Origin of the sequence: Pseudokineococcus sp. 1T1Z-3 (genome assembly GCF_037482365.1) — a bacterium.
GTDB lineage: Bacteria > Actinomycetota > Actinomycetes > Actinomycetales > Quadrisphaeraceae > Pseudokineococcus.
In genome coordinates, this window is record NZ_JBBHZF010000012.1 from 24,791 (window position 1) to 45,950 (window position 21,160).

Annotated in this window: 23 protein-coding genes; 10 read left to right on the plus strand and 13 right to left on the minus strand. The window is 76.0% G+C overall.

Annotated elements, in window-relative coordinates:
* The first annotated feature begins 170 nt into the window (after window positions 1–170).
* Together WDV86_RS03490 and WDV86_RS03495 are read left to right on the plus strand one after the other, a co-directional pair.
* Window positions 171–1,376 (plus strand): pyridoxal-phosphate-dependent aminotransferase family protein, encoded by a 1,206-nt coding sequence (locus WDV86_RS03490; protein ID WP_445262929.1) that lies wholly within the window; start codon window positions 171–173, stop codon window positions 1,374–1,376.
* Window positions 1,373–2,659 (plus strand): allantoate amidohydrolase, encoded by a 1,287-nt coding sequence (locus tag WDV86_RS03495; protein WP_339566206.1) that lies wholly within the window; start codon window positions 1,373–1,375, stop codon window positions 2,657–2,659. Before WDV86_RS03490 ends, WDV86_RS03495 begins: the two co-directional genes overlap by 4 nt.
* A 57-nt stretch (window positions 2,660–2,716) precedes the next feature.
* Here the strand turns inward: WDV86_RS03495 and WDV86_RS03500 are convergent, their stop codons facing one another.
* The 3 genes from WDV86_RS03500 to WDV86_RS03510 all read right to left on the minus strand — a co-directional run bounded on the left by WDV86_RS03500 (window position 2,717) and on the right by WDV86_RS03510 (window position 6,190).
* Complete coding sequence (locus WDV86_RS03500) at window positions 2,717–4,336, minus strand: cation:proton antiporter (protein ID WP_339566207.1); 1,620 nt, start codon at window positions 4,334–4,336, stop codon at window positions 2,717–2,719.
* Between the two features lie 85 nt (window positions 4,337–4,421).
* Window positions 4,422–5,039 (minus strand): CE1759 family FMN reductase, encoded by a 618-nt coding sequence (locus tag WDV86_RS03505; protein ID WP_339566208.1) that lies wholly within the window; start codon window positions 5,037–5,039, stop codon window positions 4,422–4,424.
* Complete coding sequence (locus WDV86_RS03510) at window positions 5,039–6,190, minus strand: LLM class flavin-dependent oxidoreductase (RefSeq protein ID WP_339566209.1); 1,152 nt, start codon at window positions 6,188–6,190, stop codon at window positions 5,039–5,041. Before WDV86_RS03510 ends, WDV86_RS03505 begins: the two co-directional genes overlap by 1 nt.
* A 247-nt stretch (window positions 6,191–6,437) precedes the next feature.
* On the opposite strand from WDV86_RS03510, the gene WDV86_RS03515 reads away from it, so the two are divergent.
* The 5 genes from WDV86_RS03515 (at window position 6,438) to WDV86_RS03535 (ending at window position 10,573) form a co-directional block, all read left to right on the plus strand.
* Window positions 6,438–7,262, plus strand: a complete 825-nt coding sequence (locus WDV86_RS03515; protein WP_339566210.1) for a DUF4397 domain-containing protein — start codon at window positions 6,438–6,440, stop codon at window positions 7,260–7,262.
* A 100-nt stretch (window positions 7,263–7,362) separates the two neighbouring features.
* Complete coding sequence (locus tag WDV86_RS03520) at window positions 7,363–8,097, plus strand: class F sortase (protein WP_339566211.1); 735 nt, start codon at window positions 7,363–7,365, stop codon at window positions 8,095–8,097.
* 63 nt (window positions 8,098–8,160) lie between these two features.
* Window positions 8,161–8,934, plus strand: coding sequence for an RNA polymerase sigma factor (locus WDV86_RS03525; RefSeq protein WP_339566212.1), 774 nt, complete (start codon window positions 8,161–8,163; stop codon window positions 8,932–8,934).
* Entirely contained in the window at window positions 8,927–9,754 is an 828-nt protein-coding gene (locus WDV86_RS03530) for an anti-sigma factor (protein ID WP_339566213.1), read from the plus strand. The genes WDV86_RS03525 and WDV86_RS03530 overlap by 8 nt, the downstream gene beginning before the upstream one ends.
* Window positions 9,755–9,883: 129 nt before the next feature.
* Complete coding sequence (locus WDV86_RS03535; RefSeq protein ID WP_339566214.1) at window positions 9,884–10,573, plus strand: phosphocholine cytidylyltransferase family protein; 690 nt, start codon at window positions 9,884–9,886, stop codon at window positions 10,571–10,573.
* A gap of 33 nt (window positions 10,574–10,606) precedes the next feature.
* Here the strand turns inward: WDV86_RS03535 and WDV86_RS03540 are convergent, their stop codons facing one another.
* The 7 genes from WDV86_RS03540 to uraD all read right to left on the minus strand — a co-directional run bounded on the left by WDV86_RS03540 (window position 10,607) and on the right by uraD (window position 17,441).
* Window positions 10,607–11,134 carry a hypothetical protein gene (locus WDV86_RS03540; protein WP_339566215.1) on the minus strand — a complete coding sequence of 176 codons (528 nt, stop codon included), beginning with the start codon at window positions 11,132–11,134 and terminating at the stop codon, window positions 10,607–10,609.
* A gap of 84 nt (window positions 11,135–11,218) precedes the next feature.
* Window positions 11,219–14,083: a molybdopterin-dependent oxidoreductase gene (locus WDV86_RS03545; protein WP_339566216.1), complete on the minus strand. Its 2,865-nt coding sequence runs from the start codon at window positions 14,081–14,083 to the stop codon at window positions 11,219–11,221.
* A gap of 151 nt (window positions 14,084–14,234) precedes the next feature.
* On the minus strand, window positions 14,235–15,119 hold the full coding sequence (locus tag WDV86_RS03550) for an FAD binding domain-containing protein (protein ID WP_339566217.1): 885 nt from the start codon (window positions 15,117–15,119) through the stop codon (window positions 14,235–14,237).
* Window positions 15,120–15,144: 25 nt separating this feature from the next.
* A complete protein-coding gene (locus tag WDV86_RS03555; protein ID WP_339566218.1) occupies window positions 15,145–15,663 on the minus strand; it encodes a nucleoside deaminase in 519 nt (172 codons plus the stop codon).
* On the minus strand, window positions 15,660–16,619 hold the full coding sequence (pucL, locus tag WDV86_RS03560; protein ID WP_339566219.1) for a factor-independent urate hydroxylase: 960 nt from the start codon (window positions 16,617–16,619) through the stop codon (window positions 15,660–15,662). Before pucL ends, WDV86_RS03555 begins: the two co-directional genes overlap by 4 nt.
* A 1-nt stretch (window position 16,620) precedes the next feature.
* Window positions 16,621–16,953, minus strand: coding sequence for a hydroxyisourate hydrolase (uraH, locus tag WDV86_RS03565; protein ID WP_339566220.1), 333 nt, complete (start codon window positions 16,951–16,953; stop codon window positions 16,621–16,623).
* Window positions 16,950–17,441, minus strand: coding sequence for a 2-oxo-4-hydroxy-4-carboxy-5-ureidoimidazoline decarboxylase (uraD, locus tag WDV86_RS03570; protein ID WP_339566221.1), 492 nt, complete (start codon window positions 17,439–17,441; stop codon window positions 16,950–16,952). The genes uraH and uraD overlap by 4 nt, the downstream gene beginning before the upstream one ends.
* An 88-nt stretch (window positions 17,442–17,529) precedes the next feature.
* Here uraD and WDV86_RS03575 point away from each other — a divergent pair, with 88 nt between their 5' ends.
* Window positions 17,530–18,237, plus strand: coding sequence for a hypothetical protein (locus tag WDV86_RS03575; RefSeq protein WP_339566222.1), 708 nt, complete (start codon window positions 17,530–17,532; stop codon window positions 18,235–18,237).
* A 124-nt stretch (window positions 18,238–18,361) separates the two neighbouring features.
* On the plus strand, window positions 18,362–18,757 hold the full coding sequence (locus WDV86_RS03580; protein WP_339566223.1) for a RidA family protein: 396 nt from the start codon (window positions 18,362–18,364) through the stop codon (window positions 18,755–18,757).
* Window positions 18,758–18,883: 126 nt separating this feature from the next.
* Here WDV86_RS03580 and WDV86_RS03585 read toward each other — a convergent pair whose 3' ends face one another.
* From WDV86_RS03585 to WDV86_RS03595, 3 genes are read right to left on the minus strand one after another with little or no spacing between them, the layout of a single operon-like run.
* Window positions 18,884–19,588 (minus strand): NADPH-dependent F420 reductase, encoded by a 705-nt coding sequence (locus WDV86_RS03585; RefSeq protein ID WP_339566224.1) that lies wholly within the window; start codon window positions 19,586–19,588, stop codon window positions 18,884–18,886.
* On the minus strand, window positions 19,585–19,782 hold the full coding sequence (locus WDV86_RS03590) for a hypothetical protein (RefSeq protein ID WP_339566225.1): 198 nt from the start codon (window positions 19,780–19,782) through the stop codon (window positions 19,585–19,587). Before WDV86_RS03590 ends, WDV86_RS03585 begins: the two co-directional genes overlap by 4 nt.
* A complete protein-coding gene (locus WDV86_RS03595) occupies window positions 19,779–20,462 on the minus strand; it encodes an SDR family NAD(P)-dependent oxidoreductase (protein WP_339566226.1) in 684 nt (227 codons plus the stop codon). The genes WDV86_RS03590 and WDV86_RS03595 overlap by 4 nt, the downstream gene beginning before the upstream one ends.
* 140 nt (window positions 20,463–20,602) lie before the next feature.
* On the opposite strand from WDV86_RS03595, the gene WDV86_RS03600 reads away from it, so the two are divergent.
* Window positions 20,603–21,160, plus strand: a 558-nt coding sequence (locus tag WDV86_RS03600; RefSeq protein ID WP_339566227.1) for a helix-turn-helix domain-containing protein, incomplete at its 3' end; no start/stop codon positions are given.

The following is a 21,160-nucleotide window of genomic DNA, read 5'->3' on the forward strand; positions in this document are numbered from 1 at the left end:
GGGGTCGGCGACGAGGTCCTCGTCCACGGCCTCGGTCGAGGGCAGTCGGCGCGGACCTTGGTCGTCACCCCGTCGCCCCGACGACCTGTCCCTAGTCTGGCCGGGTGGAGCAGCCCCAGCCCTCGCCGGCGCCCGTCCCCGGCCCGGTGAGCCCGCCGCCCCGTCTGCTCATGGGCCCCGGCCCGGTCGACGCGGACCCCCGCGTGCTGCGGGCGATGTCGGCCGCGCTCGTGGGTCAGTACGACCCGTGGATGACGGCGACGATGGACGAGGTCCAGGGCCTCTACCGGCGGGTGCTGCGCACGGACAACGACGCCACGCTGCTCGTCGACGGCACCTCCCGCGCCGGCATCGAGGCGGTGCTCGTCTCGCTGCTGGAGCCCGGTGACCGGGTGCTCGTCCCCGTGTTCGGCCGCTTCGGGCACCTGCTGCGGGAGATCGGCGAGCGGGCGGGCGCGCAGGTGCACACGGTCGAGGCCGAGTGGGGCACCGTCTTCACCCCCGAGCAGGTCGAGGAGGCCGTGGCGCGGGTCCGCCCGAAGGTCCTCGCCGTCGTCCAGGGCGACACCTCGACGACGATGAACCAGCCGCTGGCCGACCTGGGCGAGGTGGCCCGCCGCCACGACGCGCTGCTCTACACCGACGTCACGGCCTCCCTCGGCGGCAACGAGCTGCGCACCGACGTCTGGGGCGTCGACGCCGTCACGGCCGGGCTGCAGAAGTGCCTGGGCGGGCCCTCGGGCAGCGCGCCGACGAGCCTGTCCCCCCGCGCCGTCGAGGTGGTCGAGAAGCGCCGGAGCATCGAGGAGGGCATCCGTGTCGAAGGGGACCCGGTGCGCGCCAACCGCATCCGGTCCAACTACTTCGACCTGGGGATGATCCTCGACTACTGGGGCCCGCGCCGGCTCAACCACCACACCGAGGCCACCTCCATGCTGTACGGGGCGCGCGAGTGCGCCCGGCTGCTGCTGGAGGAGGGCCTCGACGCCGCCGTCGAGCGACACCGCCTGCACGGCGAGGCGATGCTCGCCGGCGTCCAGGGCCTCGGGCTGGTCGTCTTCGGCGACGTCGCGCACAAGATGCACAACGTCGTCGCCGTCGAGATCCCGGACGGCGTGGACGGGGAGAAGGTCCGCTCGGCGCTGCTGGCCGACTTCGGCATCGAGATCGGCACGTCCTTCGGCCCGCTCGCCGGGCGGGTGTGGCGGATCGGGACGATGGGCTGGAACGCCCGCCGGGACGCCGTGATGATCACCCTCGCGGCGCTGGAGCAGGTGCTGCGCGCCGAGGGCGCGCCCGTGGTCGGCGGGGGTGGCGTCGCCGCGGCGCGCGAGGTCTACGACGCCGCGGGTGCCCCGCCCGTGGACGCCCCGTGACGGCGACGTCCTCGGTGCTCGGGGCGACCGACCGCGAGGACGCCGCCCGGGTGCTCGCCCGCTGCGACGAGCTGGGCGCGCTGTCCTCGCGCCCCGACGCCCTCGAGCGGGTGCACCTGTCTGGCGAGCACGCCGCCGCGAACGCGCTCGTCGCCGGGTGGCTGCGCGCGGCGGGCGCGACGTCCACCCACGTGGACCAGGCCGGCAACGTCCGCGGCCGGCTGGAGGGCCGCGAGCCGGGTCTGCCGGCGCTCGTCCTCGGCTCGCACCTGGACACCGTGCCCGACGCCGGTCGCTACGACGGGCCGCTGGGAGTCGTCCTCGCCGTCGAGGTGCTGGCCCGGCTGGCCCGCGCGCAGACCGAGGACGGGCTCGAGATGCCCTGCGCGCTCGAGGTCGTGGGCTTCGGCGACGAGGAGGGCGTGCGCTTCGCGACGGCGCTGCTGGGCAGCCGCGCGCTCGCCGGCAGCTGGGACGAGACCTGGTGGGACGGCCTCGTCGACGCGGGCGGGACGAGCCTGCGGGCGGCCGCCGAGGCCTTCGGGCTCGACCCGGCGCGGGTCGGCGAGGCGGCGCTGCGCCCCGAGCAGGTCGTCGGCTACCTCGAGACGCACATCGAGCAGGGCCCGCTGCTGGAGGAGGCCGACCTGCCGCTCGGCGTCGTCACCGGCATCGCCGGGGCCCGGCGCTTCCGCGTCACCGTCGTCGGCGAGGCCCGCCACGCCGGCGGCACGCCGTGGGACCGGCGCCGCGACGCCCTCACCGGTGCCGCGGAGGTCGTGCTCGCGGTCGAGCGGGAGGCGAGGGCCGCCGGCGCCGTCGCGACGACGGGCTGGGCCCGCGTGGAGCCCGGGGCGCTCAACGTCATCCCCGGCCGGGTCGAGCTCGGCGTGGACCTGCGCGCGGAGACCGACGCGCTGCGCGACGCGACGTGGGACGCCGTCCTCCTCGCAGCCCAGGCGACCTGCGCGGCACGGGCCCTGACCTTGGAGGTGGAGGAGGTGCACTGCGCCCCGGCCGTCGCGTGCGCGCCGCGCCTGGCCGACGCCGTCGCCGCCGGCATCACCGCCGTCACCGGGGAGCCCGCCCCCCGACGCCTGCCCAGCTGGGCCGGGCACGACGCCATGGCCGTCGCCGGGCTCACCGACGTCGGCATGCTCTTCGTCCGCTGCGCGGGCGGCATCAGCCACGCGCCGGGGGAGTCGGTGCGCGGCGACGACGTCGCCCTGGCCCTCGACGCCTTCGAGGCCGCCGTCCTCGCCGTCGTCTCCCAGGTCGGCTGACACCCGGCGCAGCTGGTCCAGGGCAGCTCGCCCGGACCGGCTGAGGTCCGCAGGGGCCTACCCGCGCAGGTCGAGCGAGATCTGCTCGGCGTCGACGACGGCGAGCACGGCGGTGAGCACGTCCGCGTCGTAGACGCCGAGGTCCCGGGCGTCCAGCAGGGCCTCACGGGCCGCGCGGAGCTGGGCGACGCGGTGCTCCCGGGGAGTCTGCCCCTCGGTCGCGGCGACGGCGTCGGCGCTGTCGCGGGCCAGCTGCACCACCTCCCGTCGCTCGGCGGCGACGGCGGCCGGGTCGTCGGTCCCCGGCCGCAACCACCGGACGAGCAGGCCGAGGCTCCCGCCCTGCACCAGCAGGGACAGGGCGGCCACGGCGAAGGCCACCAGCACGAGCAGGGACCGCTCCTGCGGGCCGTCGCTGCCCGTCGGCAGGGTCTGGGCGGCCGCGACCGTCACCGCCCCCCGCATCCCGGCCCACACCACGACCGCGCCCTCGCGCGGACCGAGCGGCGACGCCGTGAGGTAGTCGATGTCGGCGAGCAGGACCTGGATGCGGCGGCTCAGGCGCTCCCGCACGTCCGGTGCGTCCCGCCACCGGCGCCGGTGCCGCCCCGGCGGGGTCAGCGGGAGGCCCTCCTCCAGCTGCCGGCGCATCTCCTCCACGCGCCCCCGCACCAGCTGCCCGCGGTGCCCGCGCAGGTGCAGCAGCCCGAGCAGCGGGGCCACGACGGCGGCCCGCACCAGCAGCGCGGCGACCAGCGTCACCGCGGCGGTGCCGAGGGCGCGCACCGCCACCCCCGTGCCGCCCGCGTCGGCGACGATGCCGGCGATCTCCAGGCCCATGAGCAGGAAGATGCCGCCCTCGAGCACGAGGGAGAGTGTCGCCCAGCTCTCCTCGTCGCTGCGACGCTGCTGCGGCGAGAGCAGCCGCGGGCCGCGCCGGCCGACGACGAGCCCGGCCGCGACGGCCGCCACGAGCCCCGACCCGCCGAGGGCCTCGGTTGGCAGGGCGGCCGCGAAGGGCACCACGAAGGACAGGAGCGTCGTGACCGTCGGGTCGCCGACGCGTCGGCGCAGGCTCAGCGAGAGGTGGCCGACCGCGATGCCCACGACCACGGCGACGAGCACCGCCCAGGCGAACTGGCCGAGGACGTCCCACAGGGAGACGGTCGCCGCGGCCGAGGCGATGGCGGCCCGCAGCAGCACGAGGGCCGAGGCGTCGTTGAGCAGGCCCTCGCCCTCCAGCAGCGCGCTCACCCGCTGGGAGACCGGTGCGCGCTTGACGACGGCGGTCGCCACCGCGTCGGTCGGGCTGACGACGGCGCCGAGCGCCACGGCCCAGCCGTACTCCAGCCCGGGCACGAGCAGCGTGAGGAGCCCCCCGAGCGCCAGGGCGGAGACGACGACGAGGACGACGGACAGGGCGCTCACGGCGCCGACCTCTCGCCGCAGGTGCATGGCCGGCATCGACGCGGACGCGGAGTAGAGCAGCGGCGGGAGGACCCCGACGAGCACGATCTCCGGGGACAGCGTCACCGCGGGCACGCCGGGCAGGACGCTGACGCCGACGCCGAGCAGCACGAGGATCAGCGGAGCCGGCACCCCGAGGCGAGGGCCGACCGCCGCGGCGGCCGCGACCGCCAGCAGCGCCCCGGTGAGCAGGGTGATGGTGAGCTCCACGGCGGCAAGAGTGCCCGGCCGAGACCTGCTGCGGCTGCGTCGTCCGCGGACACCGGCGGGTGGCGTCGTCGCCCGCGGGGCCGCGTCAGCGGCCGGGCAGCAGGTCGGCGAAGGAGGGGGCGTCCTCGAAGGGGTCGCGGGGGCGGCGGGCCGGCCGCGCGGCGACGGCGTCGGCCAGCTCACCGCCGGCGCGCAGCACCCGGGCGGACAGCGCCAGCGAGGAGCCGCCCTGCCCGCCCCAGTCCTCGGGCGCGGCGAACACGGCCGTCGGCACGACGGGGGCCCGCAGGTGCGCGAAGAGCGGGCGCAGGGCGTGCTCCAGGACGAGCGAGTGCCGCTGGGTCCCGGCCGTCGCGCCGACGAGCACCGGCACGCCGGTCAGCACGTCACGGTCCAGGACGTCGACGAAGGACTTGAACAGGCCGCTGTAGGAGGCCGCGAACACCGGGGACACGGCGACGACGCCGTCGGCGTCCGCGACGACGTCCAGGGCCGAGCGCAGCCCCGGGCTCGTCAGCCCGGTGACCAGGTGGTCGACGACGTCGCGCGCCGTCTCCCGCAGCTCCAGGGTGCGGGCCTGCGCCGTCACCCCTCGCTCAGCCAGGGCCGCTGCGGCCGCGCCCGCCAGCCGGTCGGCGAGCAGCCGCGTCGAGGACGGCTGCCCCAGCCCGGCCGAGAGGACGACGAGCGAGCGGCTCTCCATCAGCCCACGCTCGCAGCCGCCGGCTGCCCCGTCATCTCGGAGGCGCGCTCGTGGCCCACCTCTGCGGCGCCCGAGCGGGCGTCCCGGGCGGCGACCCGCGCGGCGTGGGTCGGCGCGTCCGGCACGTGCGCGGGCCGCATCGCGTCGAGCTCGCGGCGCAGCACCGGCACGACCTCGCCGCCGAGGATCTCCATCTGCTCCAGCACCACCTCGAGCGGCAGCCCGGCGTGGTCGACGAGGAAGAGCTGGCGCTGGTAGTCCCCGAAGCTCTCGCGGAAGGTCAGCGTCTTGTCGATGACCTCCTGCGGGCTGCCGACCGTGAGCGGCGTCTGGTCGGTGAAGTCCTCCAGCGACGGGCCGTGGCCGTACACCGGGGCCTCGTCGAAGTACGGCCGGAAGCGACGCCGGGCCTCCTGGCTGCTCCTGTGCAGGAACACCTGCCCGCCCAGCCCGACGACCGCCTGGTCGGCGCGGCCGTGCCCGTAGTGCTCGTACCGGCGGCGGTAGAAGTCGACGAGCCGGACGAAGTGCTCGGTCGGCCAGAAGATGTGGTTCGCGAAGAAGCCGTCGCCGTAGTACGCGGCCTGCTCGGCGATCTCGGGGCTGCGGATCGAGCCGTGCCAGACGAACGGCGGGACGCCGTCCAGCGGGCGCGGCGTCGAGGTGAAGGACTGCAGCGGCGTGCGGAAGCGGCCCTCCCAGTCGACGACGTCCTCGGTCCACAGCCGGCGCAGCAGCGCGTAGTTCTCGATGGCGAGCGGGATGCCGTCACGGATGTCCTGGCCGAACCACGGGTAGACCGGGCCGGTGTTGCCCCGGCCCATCATGAGGTCGACGCGGCCGCCCGAGAGGTGCTGCAGCATCGCGTAGTCCTCGGCGACCTTCACCGGGTCGTTGGTCGTGATCAACGTCGTCGACGTCGACAGCAGCAGCCGCTGGGTCTGCGCCGCGACGAAGCCGAGCATCGTCGTCGGCGAGCTCGTCACGAAGGGCGGGTTGTGGTGCTCGCCCGTGGCGAAGACGTCGAGGCCCACCTCTTCGGCCTTGCGGGCGATCGCGACCATCGCCGTGATGCGCTCGCCCTCGGTGGGCGTGCGCCCCGTCGTCGGGTCGGGGGTGACGTCACCGACCGAGAAGACCCCGAAGTGCATGCCCGCCTCCGCTGCTCGCGTAGATGCTCAAACGTTCAAGTGCCCCAACGGCACGGTCGGGCCCGGTGTTCCGACCGTGGCCGGCCGTCTGCCGGGCAGGGGGCGGGCCCAGCGCGCGCCGCCGGTGCGGCGAAGCGATCCACAGGTTGTGCATGTCTTGTGCATCCGTGCGCGGCCGTCGTGGGGAAGGGCAGTCGTCAGCACACCGACCCGCCGGTCCAGGCCGGCCGCCCGGAGGAGACGCACCATGACGACGACCACGACCACCACGGCCCTCGGGCTCGTCGCCGCAGGAGCGCTCGTCGCGCTCTCGGCGGCGCCCGCCACGGCGGCGGGCTCCGGCACCGCCACCGTCTCGGTCCTGCATGCCGTCCCCGGCACGCCCGTCGACGTCTACGCCAACGGCGAGATCCTGCTCGACGACTTCGAGCCGGGGACCCTCACCGACCCGCAGCAGCTGCCCGCCGGCGACTACGACCTCGCCGTCTACCCGGCGGACACCGAGAGCATCGAGGGCGTCGACCCCGTCGTCAGCGCCGACGGCGTCTCGGTGCCGGCGGGCGCCAACATCACGGTCGCCGCGCACCTCACCGAGTCCGGCGACCCGACGCTGACGCCGTACGTCAACGACGTCTCCGCCGTCCCCGCCGGCGAGGGCCGCCTGACCGTGCGGCACACCGCCGCCGCCCCGGCGGTCGACGTCCTCGCCGACGGCGCCGTCGTCGTCTCCGACCTCAGCAACCCGGACGGGGCGTCGCTGGAGACGGCGGCGGGCACGGTGAGCGCGGCGGTGAACCTCGCGGGCACGGGCACGACGGTCATCGGCCCCACCGACCTCACGGTCGCCGAGGGCGCGAGCACCATCGTCTACGCCTGGGGCTCGGCGGAGGCCGATGACCTCGACCTGGCGGTCCAGACCATCAGCGGCCTCGGCAGCGACCCCGCGGGCGTGCCGAGCGGCCTGGCGGACGGCTCCACCGGCCTCCCGGTCTCCCTCGGCGTGCTCAGCGTGCTGGCCGCCGGCGGCGCCGTGGCCGTCGCGGTCACCATGGTGCGGCGGCGCGAGAGCTGATCGACGCGCGGCCGCGTCGCGCGGCCGCCGCACCGGTCGGCGCAGGCGCCGGGTCCTCCCGGCGCCTGCGCTCGACCACGGCGCACGGGTGAGGAGCGAGATGACGAGAGCTGCTGCGGCGCAGCGGCGTCGGCTCGTCGCGCTCGGCGCCTGCCTCGCGGTCGCGGTCGGCACGCCGCTGGCGTGGTCGGCCACCCGGCCGCCCGCCGCCGTCGGCGAGGGCCTGGCCGCCGGCCTGGCCGCCGGGCTGGCCGCCCCGGCGGCCGCACCCCCCGCGACGCCCCTGGGGACGTCCGGGCCGCAGGCCGAGGGTCAGGAGCCGGCCCGGACGCTGCCCCGGCTGTCCGCCCGACCGGCCGACCCGGCCTCGGTCGCGGCGCGGGTGCCAGCGGTCGACCCGCCGGTCGAGGTCAGCGTGCCCGCCCTCGGCGTCAGCGCCCCCGTCGACGCGATGGGCGTCGACGCCGACGGCGCCATGGGGCTGCCCGACGACGTCCGCCGGACGTCGTGGTACCGCCACGGCGCCGTCCCGGGCACGGGCGGGGGGACGTCCGTCATCGCCGGGCACGTCGCCTCCGCCGCGGGGCGCGGCGTGCTCGGCGACCTCCCGGACCTCGACCGCGGCGACGAGGTCGTGGTCCGCACGGCGGCCGGGGAGCTGCTGCGCTACCGCGTCACGACGCGCGAGGCGGTCGTCAAGGAGGCCCTGCCCGTCGCCGACCTCTTCGCCCGCGAGGGCCCCGAGCGTCTCGTCCTCGTCACCTGCGGAGGCCCCTACCTGCGCGAGCTCGGCGCGCACCGCGACAACGTGGTCGTCGTCGCCGAGCCGGCGTGAGGGGCCGGGCCGGGGGACGCCATGAGGTGCCGACCGAGCAGCGTCCTCGTTACCGTCCCTCCCGTGGCCGCTGACGGGGACGACCAGACCTTCGGGGCTGCGTCCGTCCGCGAGGCCTCGGGGCCGGCCAGGGGCCGGACGGGGCCCGCGACGCCCGCCGGCCGGTCCGCCGCGGACGGGCCCGCTCCTGCGGGCGAGCCCACCACCTCCCAGCCTGTCGCTGCTGACGAGCCGGCCGAGGACGAGCTGGCCGAGGACGAGCTGGCCGAGGACGCGCCCGGCGGGCCGGTGTCGGACCGGCTCCTCGCGGAGGCCTTCGTGGCGGGGACCGACGAGGGCTTGCGCGGTGCCTACGAGCGGTGGGCGCCGCTCGTGCACGGTCTCGCGGCCCGGTCGTTGCGCGACGCCGGCGAGGCCGAGGACGTCACGCAGCAGGTCTTCGTCGCGGCCTGGCGCGGCCGTGAGCGGTACCGGCCCCAGGACGGGCCGCTGGGGGCCTGGCTCGTCGGCATCGCCCGTCACAAGCTGGCGGACGCCCAGGCCGCGGGGGCCCGCCGGCGCCGGGTCCTGGAGCGCTCGGCCGAGGTGGCCCCGCGCGCGGAGCCCGACGCGGGGGACGCCACGATGGACGACCTGGTGGACCGCGTCGTGATCGCCGAGCACGTGCACTCCCTCGGCGAGCCGGCCCGGGAGATCGTGCGCCTGGCCTTCTTCGAGGACCTGACGCACGTCCAGGTCGCCGAGCGGCTCCGAATGCCGCTGGGCACCGTGAAGAGCCACATCCGGCGCGCCCTGCGCCGGATGCGTCAGGAGATGGGAGGTGGCCGTAGTGGGTGAGCCCGACGACGTCGGGGCGCCGGCGTCCACCTCTGGTGCCGGTGACGAGCCGGCCGAGCCGGCCGGCGCCCACCTCGACGACCACGCGCTGTGGGACCTCGCGCTGGGCGAGCCGGCGACGCCCGGCGCGCGCGAGCACCTCGAGCGCTGCGGCTCGTGCGCCCGGGAGGTGGACGGGCGTCGTGACGTGGTGGGGGTCGTCGCCGACCCGCCGCCGGCCGACCTCCTCCTGCGCCCGCCCGACCGGGTCCTGTCGGGCATCCGCACCGAGCTCGGCCTCGTCGGCGTCGTCCGGCCGGCTGTCGCGGGCGCCCCCTCGTCCGGCGCCCCTGACCTGCGCCGGGGCGGGGTCCCCTCGCAGCGGGGCGGGTCGCGCCGGGGGCGGGGCCTCGTCGTCGCCGCGGGCGCCCTCGGTCTCGTCCTCGGCGGGGCGGCGCTCGGGCTGGGGCTGGCGTCGGTGCTCGACCGCGCCGAGGGCGAGCCGGTGGTGGCGAGGGTCGACCTGGCCCCCGTCGGCGGGTCGGGCGGCGGTGGCGTCGCCGTGCTGCGCGACGAGGACGGGCGGGCCGTGCTGGAGGTCGACCTGGCTGCCGCCCAGGTCGACGGCGCGGGGAGCACCTACGAGGAGGTCTGGCTGCTCGGGCCCGACGACGAGCCGCTGGTCTCCCTCGGCGTCCTCGGCGGCGGGCGCGGTACCTTCACGGTGCCGGCCGCGGCGATGTCGGGCGGGGCCCTGACGGTCGACGTCTCCCGCGAGCCGTGGGACGGGCGCCCGGAGCACTCCGGCGACAGCCTCGCGCGCGGCACGCTGGAGGGCTGAGCCGGGCGCCGTGACGCCCGGCGGTCGCCTGCCGGCCGCCGGCGCGTCGGCTGCCCGACGCCGCGGGGATGCACACTGCACGCGGCAGCCGTGCCGGCGCGCAGAGTGATGAGAGCCCTGGAGGTGGACGTGAGTGTGAACGTGGTGATCCTGGCGGCGGGCATGGGGACCCGGCTGGGCCGGCCCCATCCCAAGCCCCTGACGGTGCTGCGCGACGGGCGCACCATCCTCCGGCAGCAGCTGGACCACATCAGCGCGACCTTCGCCGACGAGGCGCGCGTCTCCATCGTCGTGGGCTTCAAGAAGCGGCGGCTCCTGGACGCCGCCGCCTCCGAGGCGAGCTTCGTCTACAACGAGGAGTTCTCCCGCACCAACACCTCCAAGAGCCTGCTGCGGGCGCTGCGGATGGCCTCGCCCGGCGGTGTCCTGTGGATGAACGGCGACGTCGTCTTCCAGCCCGGCCTCCTCGACGAGCTCGTCCCGCACATGGCGGAGGGGTCCTTCGTCGCGGTCAACACCGAGCGCGTGGCCGAGGAGGAGGTCAAGTACCTGCTGGACAGCACGGGGCACGTCTCGGCGCTGTCCAAGCAGGTCGTCGGTGGCCTCGGTGAGGCGGTCGGCATCAACTACGTGAGCGCGGACGACCGTGAGGTCCTGGTGCGGCACCTCGCCGCGGCCGGCGAGCAGGACTACTTCGAGAAGGGCCTCGAGGACGCCATCACGCACGAGGGGTTGCGGGTGCGCGCCGTCGACATCTCGGCCTTCGGGGTCGTCGAGGTGGACTTCGCCGACGACCTCGACCGCGCCAACGCCCTGTGAGGCAGCAGGTCTGACGCCCCGTCGGGGTCGGCCTCAGCGCCGGAGGGCGCCGTGGCGGCCGAGGGCAGCGCTGACGTCCTGGGCCACCGCGGACGCGGGGCGCCCGCCGGCGTCGACCACGACGTCGGCGCGCACGTGCAGCCACGGGCGGGCGGCGGCGTGCCGGTCGACCTCGCGCAGCCGGCGGTCGACGGCGACCCGTCCGTCGCGGACCCGCCGCCGCTGGGCCTCGTCGTCCGCGTCCAGGGCGACGAGGTCGACGTCGAGGAAGGAGCGCAGCAGGGCCGCCTCCACGAGCTCCCAGAGGTCCTGGTCGAGCACGGGTCGGGGCACGAGGAGCCGCTCGCTGCGCCAGGCCGCGAGCTCGGCGGCGGCCGTGGCGCGCAGCACGCCCCAGCCGGCGCCGGCCTCCAGCGCGGCGAGGCCGCGGGCGCCCCGCTGTCCGCCGACCACCGGCTCCAGCGGCCCCGGGTCGACGACCCGGGCGCCGGGCAGGAGAGTCCAGAGCTCGTCGGCCACGTCCTCGGCGAGCCCTGGTGCGCCCGTGAGCCACAGGACCATGCGTCGACGGTAGGGCCGGTGGCGCCGGGGCGCGCGTCGTCGAGGTCGTGGCGTCCGCCGGCGCGGCGGGACGGCGTCGCGGCTCTAGCTGGACCCCTCCCGCAGCGGCGCCAGCAGCCGCCACAGCCGGTCGCGGGAGAGCGGCAGCTCGTAGGGGCGGACGCCGGTGGCGTCGGCGACGGCGTTGGCGACCGCCGGCGCCACGGGGTTGTAGGGCGACTCGCTCATCGACTTGGCGCCGAGCGGCCCGAGGTCGTCGCTCGTCTGGGCGAAGAAGACGTCGGTGCGGGGCACGTCGCCCATCTGCGGCACGCGGTACTCCCGCAGCGCCGCGGTCGTGACGCGGCCCTCGTCGTCCAGGCGCAGCTCCTCCCACAGCGCCGACCCGTAGGCCATCGCGGCGCCACCCTCGACCTGCCCGCGGCACTGCTCGGGGTTCAGGACGACGCCGGCGTCGGCGGCCTGCACCGAGCGCAGCACCCGCAGCTCGCCCGTCGCGACGTCGACGGCCACCCGGACGGCGTGGACGTTGAAGGCCACCGAGCGCAGCGCCGCGTCGTCGGAGCCTTCGGCGGCGAGGGCGACGCCGCGGGCCGCGGCCGCAGCGGCGAGCTCCCGCAGGGAGAGCAGCCGGCCGTCGGGGCCGGTCACACCCGCCGGCCCCAGGGTGCACGCGCCCGGCGTGCTCGCGAGCAGGGCCGCCGCGAGGGTGAGGACGTCGGTACGCAGGCGGGTGCACGCCGACAACAGCGCCTTGCCCGCGACGACGACGCCGGCCGAGCCGAAGGCGCCGCTGTCGTGGTCGACGAGGTCGGTGTCGGCGTGCCGCAGGTCGACGCCGTCCGGGGTGCTCGAGAGCGCGTCGACGGCGATCTGGGTGTGCACCGTCGTCGTGCCGTTGCCGAACTCGGCGGTGCCGACGCCGAGGACCCACGTGCCGTCCTCGGCCAGCCGGGCGGTGGCCTGGGCGAAGTGCCCGCGCGGCGGCGTCGTCGCGATCATGGACGCCGCCATGCCCGTGCCGGTGCGCCACGTCGGGCCGGTCGGTGCCGGCTCGCCCCCCTCGGCCACGGCGACCTGGGCCAGGTCGAGGCACTGGTCGAGCCCGTAGCTGCCGTACCGCAACCCGTCGTCGGAGCTCTCGCCGGCGGTGGGCAGCGCCGTGACGACGAAGGGGTCACCGGGCACGACGACGTTGCGCCGTCGCACCTCGAAGGGGTCGAGGCCGGTGCGCCGCGCCAGCTCGTCCAGCGCGCACTCGATGCCGAAGATCACCTGGCCGAGGCCGTACCCGCGGAAGGCCCCCGAGGGCAGCGTGTGCGTGTAGACGCTGCGGGCGTCGACCCGCTTGGCGGGGCAGCGGTAGAGCGCCACCGACTCGTGGCAGCCGTGGAACATGACGCCGGGGGAGTGGTTGCCGTACGCGCCGGCGTCCATGAGGACGTCGACCTCCATCGCCGTGAGCACCCCGTCGGCGGTGGCGCCGAGCGTCACGGCGACCTGCGCCGGGTGCCGGCTGGGAGCGGTCGTGAGCTCCTCGGTGCGGGTCATCTCGTAGGTGCAGGGGCGGCCCGTGCGCAGCGTCGCGAGGGCGACGACGTCCTCGACGAGCATCTCCTGCTTGCCGCCGAAGCCACCGCCGACGCGGGCGGCGAGGACGCGGACCCGCTCGGGCTCCAGGCCGAGCACGTGGGCGAGCTCGCGGCGCACGAGGAAGGGCACCTGGGTGGAGCTGCGGACGACGAGGCGGCCGTCGTCGTCGAGCCAGCCGGTCGCGGCGTGGGTCTCGAGCGCCACGTGCGAGACGCGGGGCGAGCGCCACGTGCCCGTGACGACGACGTCCGCCGCGGCGAGCGCCGCGGCGGTGTCACCGACGCCGCCGTGCATCTGCGCCACGACGTTGCCCTGCGGGTCGGCGATGCGGGAGGTCGCGGCGTCCTTGTCGCCGTGGACGAGTGGGGCGCCGGGGCGCAGCGCCTCCTCGGGGTCGAGGACGGCGGGGAGCACCTCGTAGGTGACGTGGGTCCGGCGGCAGGCCTCCTCCGCGGCGGCGCGGGTCTCGGCGACGGCGACGGCGACGCGCTGGCCGACATGCCGGACGACGTCGTCGAGCATCCGGGTGTCGTCGGGGTCGTCGGTGCGGTTCTCGTGCCGCGCCGTCGAGTAGAGCGTCGCCGGGGCGTCGGCGGAGGTGAGGACGGCGTGGACGCCGGGCACGGCGAGGGCGTCGGCCGTGTCGACCCCCGTGATGCGCGCGGAGGCGTGCGGGCTGCGCAGGACGGCGAGGTGCAGCACCGGCAGGGCGACGCCGCCGTCGGCGGGGTCGGGCGAGCCGACGTCGAGGGTGTAGGGCTCGGTGCCGGTGACGACGCGCCAGGTGGCGGGGGCGCGGGTCGAGGCGCCGGGCGCTGTCGCCGGGACGGGAGCGGGTGGGGCCGGGGCGCTCGTGGCGGCGTGCTCGACCATCGCGCCCATCGCCTCGCGCAGCCGGCGGTACCCGCTGCAGCGGCACAGGTTCCCCCGCAGGGCCGCGCCGACCGGGTCGGGCGCGGGGTCGTCGTCGTCGCGGGACGAGGCGTCGCGGGTGCCGTCGGTCTCGGTCTCGGTGGCGACGTCGTCGGCGACGGCGGAGGCGGTGACGACCATGCCGGCGGTGCAGAAGCCGCACTGGAAGGCGGCGCGCTCGGCGACGGCCCGCTGCGCGGGGTGGGGGTCCTCGGGCGTGCCGAGGCCGCTGGCCGTCGTCACCTCGCGGCCGGCGGCGCGGTGCACGGGGTAGAGGCAGGAGTGCACCGAGCGCCCGTCGACGAGCACGGTGCACGCGCCGCAGTCCCCGGAGTCGCACCCCTTCTTCACGCCCGTCCGCCCGACGTCCCGCAGCGCCGTCCGCAGGCACTGCCCGGGCGCGGCGTCCAGCTCGTAGTCCGCCCCGTCGACCCTCAGCTCCACGCCCCCACCCCTCGTCGTCCGTACTTCGTAGCCCTTCTCCGCGCCCCGGCCCCTCTTCCTCGTACTTCGTAGCCTTTCTCCGCCGTAGGAGGCCGTGGAGAGGGAGAAAGGCTACGAAGTCCGACGAGGGTGGTCGCCGGGGACGCCGTGGTCAGGGCGGGGCGGGCGCCGCGAGCTCGGCACGGACCTGCTCGGCCAGGCGCAGGGTCATGGCGCGGCGCCAGTCGGGGAAGCCGTGGACGTCGTCGAACCAGGGCACGGGCTCGGCCGGCTCGACGCGCGCGCCGCCGTCGGCCCGACCCTCGGCGACGCCCTCGACGGCGGCCGCGAGCTCCCCGGCGGACGGCGCGACGTCGAAGCGCAGCACCACCGGGCGCGGCACCGACGCCGTGAGGCTGACGACGAGCGCCCCCTCGGACTCCTCGGCGGGCACCCGGCCGACGACCATCGCGGCCGTCCGCCCGGTGCGCGACAACGAGACCCGTCGTGACGCCGTCCGCGACCGCAACGCGCTGGCGGGCAGCTCGACGGCGCGCAGCACCTCGCCCGGCGCGAGCGTCGTGACGGCGTCCCCGACGACGAGGTCGGCCACCCGCACGCGCCGCTCGCCGCCGTCGGGGGTCCAGACCAGCGCAGTCCCCTCCAGGGCGACCGCGAGCGACGTCATCGCCCCCGCCGGCAGGGCGCAGCAGATGTTGCCGCCGACGGTGGCCACCCGCTGCACCTTCGGCGAGGCGAGCAGGGAGCGGGCGCACCGGCGCAGCAGCGGGTGCGCGCGCCAGTCCGCGGGGACGTCGGCCGCGGGCAGGGCGCCCAGCTCGCCCACCGTGCAGATCGCCGCGACGACGAGTCCGTCGGAGGACACCTCCAGCGCAGGCCATCCCAGCGTCATGAGGTCGACGAGGCCGGTGAGGTCCGGCTGCGGCACCGAGTACAGCCACGTCCCGCCGGCGAGCACGGCCGTGCCGGGCCCGACCGTCGCCAGGTCGGCGCGCGAGCGCGCGGCGACGACGGAGGTGATGGTGGGCAGGTCCACTCAGCAGTCCTGACGTCGCATCGGCTCAGTAGTGCGTGCGGCCGGCCGCGTCGAGCCAGGCGTCGAAGGGGCGGGAGCCGTCGGGCGTCGGCAGGTGCTGCACCGGCACGTCCCAGGTGGCGCGGTCGGCGGCGAAGAGGTCGTAGAAGGCGCGGTCGTCGAAGCCGCCGCGGGCGGCGTCGTGGCGGTCGGCGGCGAAGACGACGCGGTCCAGGCGCGCCCACAAGGACGCCGCGAGGCACAGCGGGCACGGCTCGCAGGAGGAGTAGAGCGTGGCGCCGGCCAGGGAGAAGGTCGCGAGGTCGGCGCACGCCGCCCGGATGGCGACGACCTCGGCGTGCGCCGTCGGGTCGTTGTCGCGCGTCACCCGGTTCTGCCCCGTGGCGACGACGTCGCCGTCGAGCACGACCACCGCCCCGAAGGGCCCGCCGCCAGCCCCGACGTTCTCCTCGGCCAGGCGGACGGCCTCCGCGAGGTGCGCGCGGTCGACGGCCTCGCCGTCCGTCGACCCGTCGACGGCCCTGCCGGGCAGCCCGTCGCTCACACCAGCCCCGTCCCGGCGTCCCACGCCGCGCCCGCCGAGGGCGCGCCGGAGCGCTCGACGGTCGCGTGGATGTGGCCGTAGGGCCGGTCGTCGGCGTGGAAGACCTCGTTCGTCGTCTCCAGGCCGAAGCGAGCCAGGTCGTAGGCGAAGTGGTGGAGGTTGGGCGCCGACAGCCGCACCTCGACGATCCCCGGGACGGCGTCGAGGACGGCGGTCGCCATGTGCCACAGGGTCTGCTGCAGCGCCAGGCTCTCCAGGGTCGCGAACTGCTCGACCATCGCCGACCGCGCGGCGGTGTGCGCGCCGTCCCAGTCGTAGGGCTGGCCGTCGAGACCAACTGCGGCGCAGGCCGGGTCGAACCGCCAGCGCGCCTGGAGCTTCGTCGCCATGATGCGGTCCTCGGTGGGGGTGAGCGTCGTCAGCTCGTCGACGAGGAAGTCCTTAAAGGCCGAGCCGGTGGTCTTCAGCAGCACCATGTCCTTCAGGCCGCCGACGACGACGGCTGCGGCAGAGCCGTCCTCGCCGGTCTCGACCGTCGCCACGGAGACCCGCGAGGTGGCCGGCCCACGCTCGAAGGTGTGGTCGTGCTCGCCGGCCGTCGTCGCGGCGCGCACCCAGGTGTGCTCCTCGACCTCGACGCGGGCGCCGGAGACGGGCGCGACGTCGTCGACGAAGTGGCGGGCGAGCCCGAGCGCGTACTCCTCGACGGGCCCCCGGGCCAGCTGCAGCGCCTGCGCGTAGACGGTGTTCTTCTGCGTGTCCGTCGGGAGGACCTTGGTCTGGTCGCCGTCGAGGTAGGCGGCCTCGAAGTCCCCGCGGAGCGTCGTCGAGACGGTGAGGTCGCGGATCTCGTGGCGCGAGGTGTCCCGGACGACCCGGACGACCCGGTTCTCGGCCTTGCCGTACTGGTGGCCGGCGAGCACGGCGCCGGAGGAGCCGGTCGAGGGTGCGCTCATGTCAGCTCCCGCGGTAGGTGGAGTAGGCGAAGGGGGAGAGCAGCAGCGGCACGTGCAGATGCTCGGCGCCGGCGGGGTCCAGGACGAGGACGACCTCGGGGAAGAAGGACTCGCGCCCGCGCTCGGCGGCCCAGGGGCCGGTGGCGAAGCGCACCGTGAGCGGTCCGTCGCCGAGGGCCGCGGCGGCGGCGTCGTCGACGAGCGGGCGCAGGCGGCCGTCGTCGTCGGTGACGCCCTCGCCGAGCTGGCCGCCCGGGCCCGAGGCGGTGACGTGCATCCCGGCCGCCGGCAGCCCCGTCGAGGTGTCGAGGACGTGGGTGCTGACGGTCGTCACGAGGCCTCCTTGGCATCAGGGGCGGGGGCGCCGAGGCGCAGGGCGGTGATCTCGCGCAGCTGCTCGCGGACGACGCGACGCTCGTCGGCGGGCTCATGGCGGAGCCGCTCGAGGAGCAGGTCGAGCATCTCCTGCGCCGACCGGCCGGCGGCGCGGACGAGGTAGACGTGCCCGAAGCGCTCCTCGTAGGCGACGTTGCCCTCGGCGATGGCGGCGCGGACGTCGTCGCGGGCGTCGAGCGCCGCGGACTGCTCGCGCCGCGACGTCGCCCCGCCCGCGCCCTCGTGGCGCTCGCCGATCCGGGGGTGGCCGGCCAGGGCCTCGTCGACCTCGGCCTCGCTCGCGACGGCGAGCTCGGCGTCGGCGACGTCGCGCAGCTCCTCGCGGCTGCCGAAGGGCCCGCGGGCCAGGACCCGGTCGGCCCACGACGGCACGGCGCACGCGGCGAGGAGCTCCTCGCGCAGCGCGTCCACCCCCGTACCGCTCACGGCGCGAACCCTGCCACCGCTGGCCCCGTGTGAGTGAGGCCGGGCGCAACTCCGGCGGCCGCTGCCGACGTCGCGCCACCATGAGCCCGTGACCGCTGGTGAGCAGGCCCCTGCGCGCGACGTGCGCCGCTTCCGGCTGTCCGCGACGCCGCTGCCGCTGTCGCCCGCTGCCGCCCTCGTCTCCACGCTCGTCATGGCCGCCGGCCTGGGCGTGGGCGCGGTCCTCGCCGCTCTCGACGGCCGCGGCGTCGTGGCCGCGCTGCTGGGGCTGGCCGTCCTCGTCTTGCTGGCCGGAGGGACCGCGACGGCCAGGGGAAGGAGTGCCCTCGCGACCGACGTCTCCGCCGAAGGCGTCCACACCCTCCCCGACTGGCGTGGTCGCCGGCACCTCCGGTGGGACGACGTCGAGGCCGTGGAGGAGGCCGGTCGCTGGCGCGACGAGGCGACGCTGCGGACGAGAGACGGCAAGTCCCGCAAGCTCTTCGGTGTCCCCGACGACGCTGTCGCCCAGATGGCGGCCGTCGTCGACGCCGCGGACGACGGCGCCCGGCAGGCGGCGCTGGACGAGCTGCTCAAGGGTGACGACGTCGTCCCGGCGCCACGGCCCACCTCGGCGGCGGGGGAGTGGCTCCTCGTCGCCGCCACGGCACTGCTGTTCCTCGGCAGGCCGGTCGGCCGGCTGCTCGGTCTGCCCGGCGACGCCGTCGTTTTCGGTTCCGTCGGTCTGGCGGTGGGTCTCGGCGTCGCCGGCCTGGTGCTCGTGGGCCGTGCCCGGCGGCGCCCGGGAGGTGGTTGAGGCCTCGTCCGAGGGCTGGCCATCGCCTCCGCGCGAGCGGGTAGCGTCGCCACGCTCCGGTTGTCAGGCTCCACCGGAGTGGGAGAGGTCGTCGAGGGGGGAGTGGTCGCCTGTGGTGGGGGTCGTGCACCTGATCAGGTCGAAGGAGCTGTCGAGCGTGGCGGAGTACGCCTACGCGGCGACGGCGCCGGCAGATGCCCGACTGATCTTCCTCGCCGGGTCCTGCCCGCTGGCTCGGGACGGCGCCACTACCGGCGTCGGTGACTACGCGGCCCAGGCTGCTGCCTGCGTCAGCACGATGACCGCCGCACTGGCGGCCGCCGGAGCGGGCTTGTCGGACGTCATCAGCACCCGAGTCCTCGTGGCCTCGACCAAGCAGGACGACCTCGTCCGCGCCTGGGAGGTCGTCCGGGACGCCTTCGGCGATCACGACCCGCCCAGCACTCTGCTCGGTGTCACGGTCCTCGGCTACGACGACCAGCTCGTCGAGATCGAGGCGGTCGCCGCCGTCCGGGACTGAGCGCCTCGCTCACCGTCGACACGCTCAGCTGCCGGCCTGCCCTGGACCGGCCGAGCTCGGGTTCGCTGACCTGAACGGGCCCCAGGCCGCGAGGGCCATGACGGCGGCAGTGTGTCGACCGCCGCATCAGGTGAGCTCGCGCTGCGCTCGCCGCAGGTTCTCGAGGAGCTCGGCCCGGCTCTGGCCGTCGACGTGGTGACGCCACATCGGCGTCCCGGGGGTGCTGCGCCAGGACTCGCTGAGGGGGCTGTTGTCGACGGCGTCGAAGCCGAGGTCGTCGTACAGCCGTGTCACGACCGCCACGGCCTCCGGGAAGTCGCTGGAGACGACCATCGCCGTGCGGTCGGGCGCACCGGCCGGCCTGGCCAGCCGCTGGACGGCCGGCAGCCCGTCCTCCGGCACACGGAGCTGGTGGCGTCCATGGAACTGGACGTGCGTGAAGGCCTTCACGATCTTCGACGCCGGCAGCTGCTCCTGGCGGAGCTCGTGAATGGTCTTCCGCCCCGAGTCCACCTCGGCGATGGTGCCGTCACGCCAGACCATGTAGTTGTTGTTGTCGATGACGACCTTCCCCGCGAGCTCGTCGTTCGGCAGCCGGGTACCGGGCGCGTACGGGAAGGCGAGGATCGCGAGGTCGGCCATGGCCGCCGCCTCCTCGACGTGGGCCGCCCGCACACGTGGTCCGACCTCTTCGGCTAGCTGCCACACCAGGCCCTGCAGCGTCTGCGGACCTCGCGAGTTGGCCAGCACGACGTCGTACCCGGCGGCGAGGCTCGCCCGGGCGAGCGTGCTGCCCACCTGCCCGGCGCCGAGGATCCCGAAGACCGTCATGCTCCGCCTCCGTCTGCGCCGGTCGGCACCTCGAGGTCGCCCGCGATGCGCGGCAGCAGGCTCGCGGGCAGTAAGTCCGACGTCACGATGGCGAGGACGCCCAGCCCCCGCGAGACGACGGCGGCCCACGACGCCGTCCCCGGGGACGGCGACGAGGCCTGCGGGGCCGACGACGTGCGGGTGGTGGTGCTCACCAGGGGAGCGCTCCCGCCTCGTCGAAGAGCCCCCCGGTGGGACCGCCGGGTCCCGACGTCGCCAGGCGGACGACGACTCGTGCGCTCTCCTGCGGCGTCCGCCCGACCCCGAAGGCGGCGGTCATGTCGGTGGCCGTGGTGCCCGGCTCGACGGCGTTGAAGCGGATGCCGGGCTCGGCCTTGGCGTACTGCAGCGTGAGCATGCTCGCCGCCGCCTTGGACGCCGAGTACACCGCGAGGGGCAGGCCGAACTCGGGCCGCTCCGGGTTGGTCACCGCCCAGAAGGACCCGGCGCTGCTGGAGACGGTGACGACGTTCGCGTCGTCGGACCGGCGCAGCAGGGGCAGCGCCGCCTGGGTCACGCGCACGATGCCCACGGCGTTGGTGTCGAAGGAGCGCAGCGCAGCAGGGCCGTCGAGCCCTGTCTCCAGGACGCCCGCGTTGTGCACGAGGACGTCCAGGCGCTGCTCTGCAGAGTCGATCGCCGCCAGGGCGCTGGCTACGGACGCCTCGTCGGTGACGTCGAGCTGCACCGCTCGCGCGCCCACCTCGGCGGCGGCCTTCTCGCCGCGGCCGAGGTCTCGCGCGCCCAGGTAGACGACGTACCCCAGGTCGACGAGCTGTCTCGCGGTCTCCAGACCGATGCCCTTGTTGGCGCCGGTGATCAGAGTGACGCTCACGTGCTCCCCCTCGATGAGATCGGCCCGACCTGGCCGCTCGAGGACGCTAAGAGCCCCTCCGCGCCGCACCTAGAGCCCGGAGCAGCCGGGGGTGCGGCAGGACCCCCGCTGCGTCTGGCAGGCGGACCTACGGTGATCCGGTGAGCGAGGTGACCAACGCCCTCGGGGCCTTCCTCCGGGCCCGGCGCGAGCTGGTGACGCCGCAGCAGGCGGGCCTTCCCGTCCTCGGCGTGCGACGGACGCCGGGGTTGCGTCGCGAGGAGGTCGCGATGCTCGCCGGCATCAGCGCCGACTACTACCTGCGCCTCGAGCGTGGCCGCGACCGGCATCCCTCCGTCCAGGTCCTCGAGTCCATCGCCCAGGTGCTGCAGCTCGACGACGACCACCTCCAGCACCTGCTGACGCTGGTCGCGGAGGTGCCCCGACGACGCAGGCGCCCGGCCCGGCGGCAGGCACCTCCGGGAGGGGCGCTCAAGCTGCTCGGCTCCCTCCAGCAGCCCGCCTTCATCGAGGACCGCTACTTCGACGTCCTCGCGGTCAACCCCCTGGCCACCGCCCTCTCACCTCGCCTCGTCGCGGGCGGCAACCAGCTCCGCGCCCTCTTCGTGGACCCGGCCGAGCAGGCCCTGCACCGGCAGTGGGAGGCCGTCACCGAGTGCTTCGTGGCGAACCTGCGGCAGGCGGTAGGTACCGACGTC